12 protein-coding genes are annotated in these 13,230 nt (G+C 58.7%); 8 read left to right on the forward strand and 4 right to left on the reverse strand.

Annotated elements, in window-relative coordinates:
- Positions 1–222: 222 nt before the first annotated feature.
- Positions 223–1,680 carry an NADP-dependent phosphogluconate dehydrogenase gene (gene gndA, locus HMPREF2537_RS09445; protein ID WP_070528203.1) on the reverse strand — a complete coding sequence of 486 codons (1,458 nt, stop codon included), beginning with the start codon at positions 1,678–1,680 and terminating at the stop codon, positions 223–225.
- 43 nt (positions 1,681–1,723) lie between these two features.
- Between gndA and HMPREF2537_RS09450 the strand changes: the two genes are divergently transcribed.
- On the forward strand, positions 1,724–2,170 hold the full coding sequence (locus tag HMPREF2537_RS09450; protein ID WP_010186566.1) for a PaaI family thioesterase: 447 nt from the start codon (positions 1,724–1,726) through the stop codon (positions 2,168–2,170).
- Between the two features lie 3 nt (positions 2,171–2,173).
- On the opposite strand, the gene corA is transcribed toward HMPREF2537_RS09450, so the two are convergent.
- Positions 2,174–3,247 (reverse strand): magnesium/cobalt transporter CorA, encoded by a 1,074-nt coding sequence (gene corA / locus HMPREF2537_RS09455; protein ID WP_070446652.1) that lies wholly within the window; start codon positions 3,245–3,247, stop codon positions 2,174–2,176.
- 83 nt (positions 3,248–3,330) lie between these two features.
- Between corA and HMPREF2537_RS09460 the strand changes: the two genes are divergently transcribed.
- The gene (locus HMPREF2537_RS09460; protein ID WP_070446651.1) at positions 3,331–3,933 is read left to right on the forward strand and encodes a class I SAM-dependent methyltransferase; all 603 of its coding nucleotides are present in this window, start codon (positions 3,331–3,333) and stop codon (positions 3,931–3,933) included.
- Here the strand turns inward: HMPREF2537_RS09460 and thiD are convergent.
- A complete protein-coding gene (thiD, locus tag HMPREF2537_RS09465; RefSeq protein ID WP_070528213.1) occupies positions 3,930–4,766 on the reverse strand; it encodes a bifunctional hydroxymethylpyrimidine kinase/phosphomethylpyrimidine kinase in 837 nt (278 codons plus the stop codon). The two genes, HMPREF2537_RS09460 and thiD, sit on opposite strands and share 4 nt — an antisense overlap.
- A gap of 98 nt (positions 4,767–4,864) precedes the next feature.
- Positions 4,865–6,208 (reverse strand): NAD(P)/FAD-dependent oxidoreductase, encoded by a 1,344-nt coding sequence (locus tag HMPREF2537_RS09470; RefSeq protein WP_070446649.1) that lies wholly within the window; start codon positions 6,206–6,208, stop codon positions 4,865–4,867.
- Positions 6,209–6,394: 186 nt separating this feature from the next.
- Here HMPREF2537_RS09470 and HMPREF2537_RS09475 point away from each other — a divergent pair, with 186 nt between their 5' ends.
- The 6 genes from HMPREF2537_RS09475 (at position 6,395) to HMPREF2537_RS09500 (ending at position 13,189) form a co-directional block, all read left to right on the forward strand.
- Positions 6,395–7,687 carry a class I SAM-dependent methyltransferase gene (locus HMPREF2537_RS09475; RefSeq protein ID WP_070528216.1) on the forward strand — a complete coding sequence of 431 codons (1,293 nt, stop codon included), beginning with the start codon at positions 6,395–6,397 and terminating at the stop codon, positions 7,685–7,687.
- Positions 7,688–7,745: 58 nt separating this feature from the next.
- Positions 7,746–8,465, forward strand: a complete 720-nt coding sequence (locus HMPREF2537_RS09480) for a glycerophosphodiester phosphodiesterase (RefSeq protein ID WP_070446647.1) — start codon at positions 7,746–7,748, stop codon at positions 8,463–8,465.
- Between the two features lie 269 nt (positions 8,466–8,734).
- Positions 8,735–9,679 (forward strand): carbohydrate ABC transporter permease, encoded by a 945-nt coding sequence (locus tag HMPREF2537_RS09485; RefSeq protein ID WP_070528219.1) that lies wholly within the window; start codon positions 8,735–8,737, stop codon positions 9,677–9,679.
- Positions 9,680–10,651 (forward strand): carbohydrate ABC transporter permease, encoded by a 972-nt coding sequence (locus HMPREF2537_RS09490; RefSeq protein WP_070446645.1) that lies wholly within the window; start codon positions 9,680–9,682, stop codon positions 10,649–10,651.
- A 70-nt stretch (positions 10,652–10,721) separates the two neighbouring features.
- The gene (locus HMPREF2537_RS09495; protein ID WP_070446644.1) at positions 10,722–12,032 is read left to right on the forward strand and encodes an ABC transporter substrate-binding protein; all 1,311 of its coding nucleotides are present in this window, start codon (positions 10,722–10,724) and stop codon (positions 12,030–12,032) included.
- Between the two features lie 26 nt (positions 12,033–12,058).
- Positions 12,059–13,189, forward strand: a complete 1,131-nt coding sequence (locus HMPREF2537_RS09500) for an ABC transporter ATP-binding protein (RefSeq protein WP_070446643.1) — start codon at positions 12,059–12,061, stop codon at positions 13,187–13,189.
- The last annotated feature ends 41 nt before the right edge of the window (positions 13,190–13,230 follow it).

The raw sequence follows: 13,230 nt of genomic DNA on the forward strand, positions 1-13,230 counted from the left end.
GTTGGCCACAGGTCGGGTTAATGCCGGCCACGGGGAGGGAAAAGGGTTTGGTTGGGCGAACGGCGGCTGCGGACGGGAGGATGTGAGCCATGGGCCGGAACGGCGGCGTGTGGCGGCTAGAAGCGTTCCGCAAGAATGGTGAGGGGTGGGCGCAGCCGATGAAAGGAGATTACGTTCGGCGGAACAGGTATGAGAAAGCCCCTCAGGGGAGGGGCTTGGCGGCTACATCTCGGTTAGGGAGCGGTCACCTGACCATTCGATGTGGAATGTGCCGTCTCGGTCCACGCGCTTGAAGGTGTGGGCTCCGAAGAAATCGCGCTGGCCCTGGATTAGAGCAGCTGGGAGGCGCTCGGCGCGCAAGCTGTCGTAGTAGGACAGGGAAGAGGCAAACACCGGAACCGGCAGGCCCAGCTGCGTTGCAGCAACAACGACGCGGCGCCACGGGTCGATGAGGTTCTCTAGCTCGCCCTTGAAGTACGGGTCCAGAATCAAGGCAGGCAGGTCGGCATTGTTGTCGTAGGCCTCACGGATGCGGTCGAGGAACTTCGCGCGAATGATGCAGCCACCGCGCCAGATAGTAGCCAAGTCGCGTGGATCCACGTTCCAGCCGAACTCCTCAGAGCCAGCCTTGATCTCATCGAAGCCCTGTGAGTAGGCAATGAGCTTCGCGGCATACAGTGCACGGCGAACGTCTTCGACGAACTCGGCCTTATCCACGTTGAGCTCGGCAATGGTTCCGGAAGGCAGCTGGCCCTCCTGGGCAGCTGCACGCTGAGCAGTAGCAGAAGAGAGCGCACGCGCGAAAACGGATTCCGCAATGCCAGTGATCGGCACGCCTAGTTCGAGGCCGTTAATGGCGGTCCAGCGGCCGGTGCCCTTCTGGCCGGCGGCGTCCACAATGACGTCGACAAGCGGGGCACCCGTCTCCGGATCTTCTTGTGCTAGTACTTCGGCGGTGATCTCAATGAGGTAAGAATCCAGATCACCGGCGTTCCACTCACGGAAGACCTCTGCGATCTCAGCCGGCTCCATGCCTGCGCCATAGCGCAGCAGCTGGTAGGCCTCACCGATAACCTGCATGTCGGCGTACTCGATGCCGTTGTGCACCATCTTGACAAAGTGCCCTGCGCCATCCGGCCCAATGTGGGTCACGCACGGGGTGCCGTCCACTTCAGCGGCGATGGATTCGAGGATCGGGCCCAAGGTCTCCCAGGACTCGGCCGGGCCACCCGGCATGATAGACGGGCCATTGAGCGCGCCTTCCTCGCCGCCGGAAATGCCAGCACCGACGAAGTGACGTCCCTTCGCCGCCACTTCCTTTTCGCGGCGAATAGTGTCCGTGAACAGTGCATTGCCGCCGTCGATAATGATGTCGCCTTCATCCATCGCCTCAGCGAGTTGGTCAATGACGGCGTCGGTAGCCGCGCCAGCCTGCACCATGATGATTGCTTTACGGGGGCGCTCGAGGGAGGCGACGAAATCCTCAACGGTTTCGGACGGGATGAACGCGCCTTCATCACCGTGCTCACTGATGAGCGCGCGAGTCTTTTCCGGGCTGCGGTTGTACACAGCTACGGTATTTCCGTTTCGGGCAAAGTTCCGCGCGAGGTTGGAGCCCATCACAGCAAGCCCCACAACACCAATCTGAGCAAGATCTGTCTTTTCAGAAGTTTGAGTCATGTCCACCATCCTACGTCACCAATATCCACTAACCTGGTGTGGCATGAAACACTCTGAGATCTTTGAAAAGTTCGTTGCGGTATCCCAAACACGCCCGCTTAACGACGAAGAACTGCAGCTCATCAATTCCCACCCGCAGGGACTTGCCGGGCTTATTGGTTTGCGCTTCACGCACATCTCCGCCGATGAGATTCGCTCTGAAGTCGACGTTGTTCCGGATCATCACCAGCCTTGGGGCGTGGCGAATGGTGGACTTTTCTGCACGATTACGGAGTCCACTGCATCTGTCGGCAGCCTCATCCTCGCGGGCAAGCCGGTTGTCGGCGTGAACAACAACACCGACTTCCTTAAGCCAGTAGCCGAAGGCACCGTCACCGCGGTCGCTACGCCTCTGTACAAGGGCCGCCGCACGCAGCTGTGGGAAGTAAAAATCAGCCAGGGCGATGTACTTCTCGCTGCTTCCACGCTGCGCACCATGGTGGTGCAGTAGCCCCTACAACCAATTGTTGCGCCGGAACCACCACCACATTCCGGCCACGACCAAGATCATGAGGCCAATTGCCCCGTAGTAGCCCCAGGGAAAATGAAGCTCCGGCATGACGTCAAAGTTCATACCGTAGATACCCGCCACGAGCGTTGGAGCGGCCCACATGCCAACCACCGCGGAGATCGTGCGCATGTCGGAGTTTTGCTGCATGCTGATTTTGGCCACGGAGGCGTCGATAAGCGAGGTTAAACGCTCGTCGAAGCCCGCCACGTGGTCTTGCACCACAAGTTGGTGGTCGTTGACGTCCCGGATATAGGAGCGAATCGTCTTCGGAATGAGATCCTTGTGGTCTGCGACCATCGCGCGCAACGCCGGGGAAAGCGGCACGATGGCGTGCTTCATCTCCAGAATCTCACGCTTAAACATGTAGATACGGTCAATGTTGGGCAGCGAATTCGGAGTGAAGATTTCTTCTTCTAGTTCGTCGACCTCGATGGCGATGAGGCGGCAGATCTCCGAATAGCGGTCCACCATCATGTCCAGAATCTTCCACGCCAGCGAAATAGGGCCCTGCTCAACTAGGTCCTGTTCATCTTGAATTACGTAGGCCAAGTTGGGCAGCTTCGCTGAGTGGCGGACCGTGATGATGAATGTGTCGCCGATGATCATCTGAATTTCACCAGTGGAGATGATCTGGCGTTTATCGGCAACCTCATCGTGGTCTCGGTAGTTCACCGACCGGGCCACCACGAAGAGCTGGTCATCGTACCGCTCCAGCTTGGGGCGCTGGTGCGCCTGGACGACGTCCTCGACGATGAGCTCGTGGATGCGAAATTCGGCCGCTACCTTAGTCATCTGGGATTCGAGCGGCTCGTACAGGCCTACCCACACGAAGCCGCGGCCGTATTCTTCCACGGCTTGCAGCGCGCTGTGCGGGGTGAACTCACCGGGCAGCGCCTCGCCGTCGATGAACACTCGGCAGTGCTCAATGGCGCGCTCGACAGGCACGGAAAAACTCGGCGAACTATTGTCCGAAGTGTTTTTCTTGCGTGGCTTGAATGGTGACGGTACAGATGGCATCGTGTCTCAGCCTCCTTCGCTTCGTATAGGCGTTTTATAAGAGCGGCTAAATCTTACACCTCTAAAGGCCTATACTCGTTGTCATGCCTACCTGGAAAGAAGTAACTGCAGCGAATCCCGCCCATTCCCACAACTTTGCACGGAAATGGAAGACGCTACGGGCCCAGGGCAAGGATATCGACGGGGAAGCCCGGCTTATCGACGCCATGAGTGAACGCCACTCCCGCGTCCTCGACGCCGGCTGTGGTTCCGGACGTCTCGGCGGCGAGTTGGCAAAACGCGGGCATACGGTGTTGGGCGTGGACGTCGACCCCATCCTGATCGAGCACGCGGTGAACGATTATCCGGAGGCCCGCTGGGAGGTAGGTGATCTTTCCGAGGAGGAAATCCCGGAGGATAACTTCGACATCGCCGTGGCTGCGGGCAACGTCATGACTTTCATCGCTACCGAAGGGCGTGAGGCGGCCCTGCGCAACGTGTTCAACGCGCTACGCCCCGGCGGCCGCTTCGTCGTTGGTTTTGGTGAAGGCCGCGGTTGGGGGTTTGAGGACTTCCTCGACCTCGCTCGCTCAGTGGGTTATCGGGTCGACTTCATCTTTGCATCCTGGGACATGAAGGTCTTTAAGGAGAATTCCACCTTCATGGTGGCCGTGCTTACCCGCCCAGGCGCAGACCTGTTGGGCTAACTGTGTGCCTCCGCGGCGAGGCGTCGGAGGCGGTGGCCGTGGTCAATGGGGCCGTGTCCGTGCCCGACGTGGAGCGCGTCCGCATGCTCGATTGCCTCGTGGAGCCATTCAGTGGCCCATACCAGTGCTTCGTCGAGGGATTCCCCCGCGCCTAAACGCGCCGCTAGGGCTGAGGACAGGGAACAGCCGGTGCCATGCGTGTTCTTCGTGTCAATACGCGGGCAGGGCACGCGTGTGATATCGCCGGAGGGGCTTACGGTCGCGTTATCGGCCTCGGCACCATCGAGGTGTCCGCCCTTGACTACGACCCAGGTGTCGTTCTCGTGGGCCCACTTGGTTGCGACATAGAGTGCATCATCAAAAGAGCGCGGTTCCGCTACGTCCGCGAGGACCGCAAGCTCCGGCAGATTGGGTGTGACCACGGTCGCGCGGCGAGCCAGCTCACGTACGGCGCGCTCCGCCTCCTGCTCAAGCAGACGGTCACCGCTGGAGGCGACCATAACCGGATCGCATACCACCGGCACACCCGCGGGGAGGGAAGCGATGAAGTCGCACACCGTTTCGGTGATAGCGACGGAGCCCAGCATGCCGATCTTGACGGCGTCGATAGTCACGTCGTCCTTGACACTTGCCAGCTGATCACGCAGAAAGTCCACCGGTGGGGTGTGGATAGCGCGCACGCCCTGCGTATTCTGCGCCACCAGGGCGGTCACCACGGCCATGCCGTAGGCCCCAGCGGCTGCAAAGGACTTGAGGTCGGCGTGAATACCAGCGCCACCCGTGGGATCGGTGCCGGCGATGCTGAGGACGCGGGGCAGCGCAGGTTGGCGCACTGTTTTCTCCTTAATCTAGGCTTTTCTTCCGTCTACCGTACATGGGTAAAGAAAAAGGAGAGAGGATAATTCCTCTCTCCTTTTAAGACGCGTAAGACCTAGTGGAGGTCGCGGTCAATCACGTTGCGAGCAACGCGCTGCTGCTGGGTGATTTCCAGGTTTCCGCGGTCTCGCGAGAAGGCGTTGAGAATCCAGTGCAGCGCCACGAGGGTACGGCTGCGGAAGCCAACGATGTAGAAGATGTGCAGACCGAGCCAGGAGATCCAGGCCGGGAAGCCAGCGAACTCGGTCTTGCCCAGCTTGACTACTGCGTTGAAGCGGGAAATGACGGCCATGGAGCCCTTGTCGAAGTACTCAAACGGCTCGGCCTCGTTAGCAGTGGACTCCTCATCAATCTTGGCTTCGATGAGCTTGCCCACGTGGTTGCCGCCCTGGATAGCCACCTGGGCAACACCCGGAAGGCGGTTGAGGGAAATCATGTCGCCGACGATGTAGACGTTCTTGTACTCACCAACCGTGAGATCCTCGTTAACGGAGACGCGGCCGGCACGGTCCGCCTCCACGCCTGCCTGGTCGGCGATAAGCTTGCCCAGCGGGGAAGCAGCGACACCTGCGGACCAGATCTTGGTCGCGGCCTCGATGGTGACCTCTTCCTCGGTCTTCATGTTCTTGTAGGTGACGGCGTCAGCGTTAACGTCGGTCACCATGGCGTTGAGGCGCACGTCAACGCCCAGCTTCTCCAGGGTGCGCTGTGCCTTGCGGCCGAGGCGCTTGCCAAACGGAGGAAGGACTTGCGGGGCACCATCCAGAAGGTAAATCTTGGCGGAGGAGGAACCAAAGTTGGAGTAGGTGCCAGCAAAAGTGCGCTGTGCCAGCTCAGCGATCTGGCCGGTGAGCTCAACGCCAGTCGGACCAGCGCCGACGATGACGAAGGTCAGCAGCTTCTCACGCTTGGCAGGATCCTCTTCCAACTCAGCCTTCTCGAAGGCCGAGATGATGCGGGAGCGGATCTCCAAGGCGTCGTCAAGCGTCTTCATACCCGGGGCATACTCGGCGAAGTGGTCGTTGCCGAAGTAGGACTGGCCAGCACCCGCTGCCACGATGAGGGAGTCGTAGCCGTAGGTGCGAACCGAGCCATCGAGCTCCGCGGTGACGGTTTGATCCTTGATATTGACGTCGGTGACCTCACCGTTGACAAAGTTGACGTTGTCCTGGTGACGCAAGATCTGACGCGTAGACGGAGCGATTTCACCAGCGGAAATGACGCCGGTGGCTACCTGGTACAGCATCGGCTGGAAGAGGTGGTGGTTCTTCTTGTCGATGAGGGTGATCTCAACATCCGCGTCCTTGAGCTTCTTAACGGCGTTGATGCCGCCGAAGCCGGCACCGATAACAACGACGTGGTGGCGGCCGTTACTAGGACGGTGGGGAGTTTGCGCCATGGTGATTGAATACCTTCCTGAAGAAAGCTTGATTATTTTACCCGAGTAAGTCTAAACCTTTCTAGCGGTACATGCATACTTTATGGGCTATTAACTGGCTTTTTGGGCCGCGCCTCCACCCGTGGTGGTCTCGTTGGCTTTAGTCTGGGAAGACACATGTGTGCGATGAGGAAGGCTGTTTAGAGCGTGTATTCCCACTTGGCTTCGATTGACGCTGCGGCGTGGCCGGGCGTGGCCACCGTTCCTTCACCACGCCTGTTGCGTTTCAAAAGCGACCGGGCGGAGGCGGAGTTTGCGCAGGCGTGTTCCAAGGCTGGGGTCGAATTGGAAGGCGAAGACCCAGATGTTGCCGTGCTTCACGACGCCCTCTTCTCCCGCATCGCCGATTCAGGCTGGCTGGGCCTGGCCGAGTCTTATATGGCAGGGGAGTGGACGACTCCCGATTCCGAGCGTCTCGTCAAGGTTCTCCTTCGGCTGTTGGGGGTGGGGTACCGGCCGAAGGCGAAGGAACTGGCGGTGGAAGCTTCGAGCCCCGGCGAGCTGCCTCTTGATGTGGTGAAGCTGTACGCGGGTGACTCCTTGAGCCATTCGGGTGGAATTTTCGCTAGTGGCGTTCCCACCACGGTGCGTGAAGCGGTGCGCAGCTATAGCGCGCGGGTGGGGAGTAAAGAACCCAAAGAGCACTTCGTGGACGTCACAACCGTGACTGAGCCGACGCACACGGATCGTGAGGACTTGGGTGATGCACAGCGCCGCGCTGCACAGTGGCTTCTCGATGCCACCCGCACCGGTGCCGGAACACACCTTCTGGTTTATCCGGCGACTGGCCTGCAGGTAGCAGTTCAAGCAGTAGCCCGGCGCGCTACAGTCGACGTGCTCACGGGGGATGCTGAGCAACAGGCGCTGTTCGACGAACAACTACTTCTTGAAGGAGCCGCTGATTCTGTCCATGTGCAGGGGATCGAGACGGCGTTGCCCAATCCGAAGCAATGGCGTGGGCGCTATGACGCGATAGTGAGCGTGGAGAAGTTGGAAACGTTGTCGCCTCCGGAACGTAGGCGCTTTGTGGAGATGCTGGACCGTTCGCTAGTAAGTGGTGGGCGAGTGGCCTTGGGATCGCTCTTTGCTACCGACGCGATGACCCCGGCCGCCCGGTCCGCGATTCAGGTTCTGCGAGCTTATATCTGGCCGGGTCTGGAATACCCGACGCTGGAGGAGACCCACCGACTCTTCGATAGGCGTTCCACCCTGCGTATCATCGCTCAGACCCACACGGGAAGCCACTACCTGGAAACGCTTCGCTACCAGCGCAGCTTCTTCGATGGGCGGCACCGCGAAGCGGCCGCAGCGGGCTTCGACCAGGTCTTCCGCCGCCTCTGGACTTTCCAGTTCGCGCTCCGTGAGGCGCTGCTCACCTTAGGGATGCTGGATGCGGTGCACGTGGTGGCGACGCACCGCAACCGCGGGGGCCGCCGCTAGCGGTCTACACTGGGCGGCGCCAGAAGCACAACCACTTTGCGGCCCGGAGGGAAAGAACATGGCAGACCGCACAGGAATTATCGCGCACCGAGGGTATAACGGGTGGTTCCCGGAGAACACGTATCGTGCCTTCGAGGAGGCTCTCAAGCTTGATGTGGCCGGTGTGGAGTGCGACGTCAACCTGACCAAAGACGGGGAGGTTGTGGTTATCCACGACCAGACTGTGGATAGGACGTCGGATGGCACCGGCTCTGTCGGTGACATGACACTGGATGAGCTGCGCACACTCAACTTTGGTACCGACGAGGATTCCCAACGCATTCTGCTTCTCGACGAACTGGTGGACCTCATCGAGTCATACCCCGGAAAGCAGCTGCTTATCGAAACGAAGCACCCGTCTCCTTTCGGGGCGCGACTCGAAGAATCGGTGGCCGAAGTCCTACGCAATCGACATCTCGATGCCGATCCACGGTTCAGTCTGATTTCCTTTAACCCTGAAGCAATTACGCGATTCCGAAACCTATTGCCATCCCTGCGCTCCTTTCTTCTCTTGGAACCGGATGCGGGACTACCAGACTCCCTTGAGGGTGCTTCGGGCTTCGGGCCCTCCATTCGCCAGGCACGGAGTGAAGCCGACTTCTTTGGTGACACTGATTGCCCGTCTTACGTGTGGACGGTGAACTTGCCCAAGGACATGGCGTGGTGCCGCGATAACGGGGTAGAGCTCATGGCAACCGACCTGCCGGAGCTGGCTCTGGAAGTGCTTTCGCGCAGCTAATTAGCGTTGAGTCAGGTCTGCATTGGTTACGCTCATGAGTCTAAAAGGTCTAGCTATAAAAGTGGTGGCGTCGCTCTTTTAGCGACGTGTGACCGGAGGTTTATAACCGTCACATTTGTGATGTACTGCACGCTTATAAGGGGCTTTTGCAGGCTACACCCCTGAAGTTTGTCGGTTGTTTGTCCGGCCAAAACTTTTCGTCAACTTTCTGTTAACCGTCTTGGTCTAGCTTTCTCTGCATGGCAATATCCAACCCGGGAAACGGGCACATGACTGCGATCCCCGCAGTCACCGAGAAGCCGGTCGTCTCCGAGGAGTACGCGCGTCACCCACGCAAGCAAAAGCTCGACTGGAGACAGATCGGCCTCGCGGCATTGCTCATTGGCCCGAACCTTCTCCTTCTCATTGTTTTCACCTATCGACCACTGGTCGATAACATCCGCATCTCTTTCTTTAACTGGAATATTTCTTCGCCGACGATGACTTTCGTCGGCCTGCAGAACTACATTGACTGGTTCCAGGCGCCAGACACTGGGCGCGTCGTGTTCAACACTGCCGTTTTCACTTTCTTCGCGGTGGCCGGTTCAATGGTTCTGGGGCTAGCGCTGGCATTGTTGCTGGACCAAAAGCTGTTTGGTCGCGCGGCGGTGCGCTCGATGGTCTTTGCTCCCTACGTCATCGCTGGCGCGGCGATTGGCGTTGCCTTCCAGTTCGTCTTCGATCCTAACTACGGCCTCATCCAGTACTTCTTGGGCCTCATCGGGGTCGATGTGCCGAACTTCTACCAGCAGCAGAACTGGGCATTGTTCATGATTACGGTGACCTACGTGTGGAAGAACGTGGGCTACGTTTTCGTCATCTATCTTGCTGCCTTGCAGGGGCGCCGGCGCGACCTCGATGAGGCCTCCGAGATTGACGGCACCCCGGCGGTGCGACATTTCTTCCGCGTGGTCTTGCCACAGCTTCGCGGCACCACGTTTTTCCTGTTAATCACGGTGCTGCTCAATTCCTTCCAGGTCTTCGACATCATCAACGCGATGACCGGCGGTGGACCGTTTGGTTACGGAACCTCCACGATGGTTTTCCAGGTGTACCAAGAGACATTCATCAACAACCGTGCCGGCTATGGCGCTGCCGTGGCCACCATCATGTTCCTCTTCGTGCTTGTCATTACGGTGCTGCAGATCAAGTTGCAGGAAAGGATGGATAAGTAGATGTCCGAAAAACGCGCAATTCCAGCTTCCATCAAGGTAGGGCTCCCGCAAGCAAAAGGAGAGCTGCCACCGGTTCCTGGTTCGCAGTCCCTTGCAGCACCAGTCATCACCGAGGCCCAGCGCAAGCGTAAAGGCGAGCCGGTTGATCACGGTCATCCAGCAACGAAGGTCGTCGGCTACATTGCCTTGGTACTGACAGTGCTGATGATTATGGTGCCGCTGTACTTCATCTTCATCACCAGCTTTAAGTCTTTCCAGGATGTGTACTCGGACCCGATTTCCTTCTGGCCTAATCCTTTCAAGGCAGAAAACTATTCCTATGTCTGGCAGACCTCTGGATTCTCGAGCTACCTGAAAAACTCCATCATCATCACGCTGATTCTCACGGTGGTGGAGGTAATCCTCGGAGTTCTGACTGCCTATGCCTTCGCATTCATTCGCTTCCCCGGCCGGAATCTGCTGTTCTTACTCATCATCGCCTCGCTGATGGTGCCCAACCAGATCACCATTATTTCCAATTACTCGTTGGTTGCGTCATGGGGTTGGAGAGACACCTACGCTGGAGTCATCATCCCGTTGGCGGGCGTGGCGTTCGGTGCCTTCCTCATGCGCAATCACTTCCAATCATTGCCGCCGGAGATTCTCGAGGCCGCGCGCATGGACGGGGCAGGATTCTTCACCACCTTGTTCCGGGTGGTCTTGCCCATGTCGTGGCCAACGCTGTCTGCGTTCGTCCTGATCACCGTGGTCAATGAGTGGAACCAATACCTGTGGCCCTTCCTGATTACGGATACTCCGGCTGCAGCCACCCTTCCGGTGGGCCTGACCCGCTTGCAGGATGCGGAAGGCGTGACCAACTGGGCGCCGGTGATGGCCGGCACCGTGCTAACAACCCTGCCCATGATCATCATCTTCCTCATACTCCAGAAGCCGATGATTAAGGGCCTGACTGCTGGAGCAGTCAAGGGCTAGCCTGCCTGCTATCCCGACGCCCAACTCGAACAAGACCCCCAATTCTTCACTTCTCAAGGAGAACCTCCCCATGTCTCATAAGATTTCTACTCGCATCGTTGCCGCCTGCGCGGCACTTCTCACCACCGTGTCCTTGACCGCCTGTGCAGGCGGTTCGACCACCGCAGGGAACGACTCTAAGGACGGCGGCGATGCCAACACCATCACCTTCTGGTCCAATCACCCGGGCTCCTCTCGTGACATAGAACAAGAGCTCATTGATGAATTCGAGAAGGAGAACCCAGATCTGAAGGTCGAACTGGTCACCGCAGGCTCTAACTACGAGGAAGTTGCACAGCGCTTTAACGCTGCCCTCGCAGGTGGCGACCTTCCCGACGTCCTCGTTGCTTCTGACGTCACGTGGTTCAACTTCGCACTGAATGAAGCCACGACGCCCCTCGATGAGCTGTGGGAGATGAACGACATTGACTATGAGAGCTACGTCGACACCCTGCGCGAAGACTACAAGTACAATGACAAGCACTATGGCGTTCCGTACTCCCGCTCCACGAACCTGATGTACTGGAACACCGATGACCTCAAGGCAGCAGGACTTCCTACCGACCGTGGCCCGAAGGACTGGGAAGAATTCGACGAGTGGGCCACCAAGATCAAGGACAAGCTCGACAAGCCGGCCATCACTGTTCCGGATGGTTCCAATTACCTCGACTGGTACTTCCAGGGCATGATTTGGGCCTTCGGCGGCTCTTACTCTGATGAGTGGGATCCGAACTTTACGTCGAAGGAGTCCATCGAGGCTGGTAAGTTCCTGCAGGACCAGGTCAAGGCCGGTCACATCGAAATCTCCACCGACCCGACCGTCGCCTTTGGCTCCGGCAAGGCCTCTGGACTTCTGGAGTCAACCGGCTCCCTGGGCGGCCTGAAGGAGACGGCGACGATTCCATTCATCACCACCTACCTGCCGGGCCCTGGTCCTTCGGCAGCCACCGGTGGTGCTGGTCTGGCTGTGCCGGCTGGAATTTCTGATGAGCGCAAGGCTAACGCGGTCAAGTTCATTGACTTCCTGACGAACACCGAGAACACCATCAAGTTCTCCCAGAAGACGGGCTACATGCCGGTGCGCAAGGACGCCCTGGATGATCCGGAGGAGAAGAAGTTCTTGGAGGAGAATCCGAACGCCCAGACGGCTATCGAACAGCTCAACGAGAACACCCAGCCGCAGGATTACGCTCGCGTATTCGTGCCGGGCGGTGGACAGCGCATCGGTGGAGTTCTTGACCGCATCACTGTGGGCAATGAGGACGTGGAGACCGCATTCGGTGACCTGCAGAAGGAGACCCAGAGCGTTATCGACCGCGACATCACCCCGAAGCTCAAGTAACACTTCGGATCGTTTGAAAGGACACCATGGCTACTGTTGAATTCCGTCAAGCTTCCAGGATTTATGATCCGAAGAAGCCGCCGGCGGTCAGCCGCATTAACCTCGATATCAAGGATGGCGAGTTCTTGGTGCTCGTTGGCCCTTCGGGCTGCGGTAAATCTACGACATTGCGCATGCTCGCTGGCCTTGAGCCAATCGACGAAGGCCAGATCTTCATCGACGGGGCCGACGTTACCGAGACCCGCTCGCGGGACCGCGATGTAGCCATGGTGTTCCAGTCCTATGCGCTATACCCCAACATGACAGCGCGTCAGAACATGGCGTTTGCCTTGCAAAACGCCAAAGTGGACAAGGCAACCATCGAAGAGCGCGTGAGTTTTGCCGCGAAAATGCTGGAGCTGGAGGAGCTAATCGATCGCAAACCCTCCGCAATGTCGGGTGGCCAGCGCCAGCGTGTGGCCATGGGTCGCGCTATCGTGCGCCAGCCCAAGGTCTTTCTTATGGATGAGCCCCTTTCCAATCTGGATGCGAAGCTCCGCGTATCCACGCGTGCGCAGATCCTTCAACTGCAGCGCGAGCTCAACACCACCACGGTCTATGTCACTCACGACCAAACTGAGGCAATGACCATGGGGGATCGCGTGTGTGTCCTCAAACAAGGCATTATTCAGCAAGTCGCCCCGCCTAAAACACTGTATGAGAACCCCGGTAATTCCTTCGTCGCGACGTTCATCGGTTCGCCGGCTATGACTCTCATCGACAACGTCCCCTTCGTTGACGGTCGCGTCGTCAGCGGCAAAGACCATGCGCTGGACTATTACATGCCACAAGAGCAGGCCGTGAAGGTGGGGGCGGATCACGTCCTAGTTGGTGTGCGCCCAGAGAATTGGGACATCGTTGGCGTCAACCAGCCAGGTGAACAGTATGGTATACCGGTTCGGGTCGATATCGTGGAGCACTTAGGCTCCGAGCTGTATGTCTATGGTGGCCGCGAAGAGTCGGCCAGTGACGGAACCGTGGTCCGCGGTGACCGCATCACGGTGAAGGTGCCGCGCGGCATTGACGTGCACCAGGGCGACACGATCTACCTGCGCCCGATGAAGGGCGGGTGCGTGTTTTTCGCCCCCGACACCGAGATCAATTACGACTATCTCTAACCCGGTTCCACCACATCTGTTGCGCCGGTGGCAGAGCTCCC

Origin of the sequence: Corynebacterium sp. HMSC074E01 (genome assembly GCF_001808885.1) — a bacterium.
In the GTDB taxonomy this organism is placed as follows: domain Bacteria; phylum Actinomycetota; class Actinomycetes; order Mycobacteriales; family Mycobacteriaceae; genus Corynebacterium.

Coding starts and splice junctions, on each gene's coding strand:
- gndA (WP_070528203.1), bottom strand. CDS start 1,680: ATGACTCAAACTTCTGAAAAGACAGATCTTGCTCAGATTGGTGTTGTG.
- HMPREF2537_RS09480 (WP_070446647.1), top strand. CDS start 7,746: ATGGCAGACCGCACAGGAATTATCGCGCACCGAGGGTATAACGGGTGG.
- corA (WP_070446652.1), bottom strand. CDS start 3,247: ATGCCATCTGTACCGTCACCATTCAAGCCACGCAAGAAAAACACTTCG.
- HMPREF2537_RS09460 (WP_070446651.1), top strand. CDS start 3,331: ATGCCTACCTGGAAAGAAGTAACTGCAGCGAATCCCGCCCATTCCCAC.
- HMPREF2537_RS09500 (WP_070446643.1), top strand. CDS start 12,059: ATGGCTACTGTTGAATTCCGTCAAGCTTCCAGGATTTATGATCCGAAG.
- HMPREF2537_RS09470 (WP_070446649.1), bottom strand. CDS start 6,208: ATGGCGCAAACTCCCCACCGTCCTAGTAACGGCCGCCACCACGTCGTT.
- HMPREF2537_RS09495 (WP_070446644.1), top strand. CDS start 10,722: ATGTCTCATAAGATTTCTACTCGCATCGTTGCCGCCTGCGCGGCACTT.
- HMPREF2537_RS09485 (WP_070528219.1), top strand. CDS start 8,735: ATGACTGCGATCCCCGCAGTCACCGAGAAGCCGGTCGTCTCCGAGGAG.
- HMPREF2537_RS09450 (WP_010186566.1), top strand. CDS start 1,724: ATGAAACACTCTGAGATCTTTGAAAAGTTCGTTGCGGTATCCCAAACA.
- HMPREF2537_RS09490 (WP_070446645.1), top strand. CDS start 9,680: ATGTCCGAAAAACGCGCAATTCCAGCTTCCATCAAGGTAGGGCTCCCG.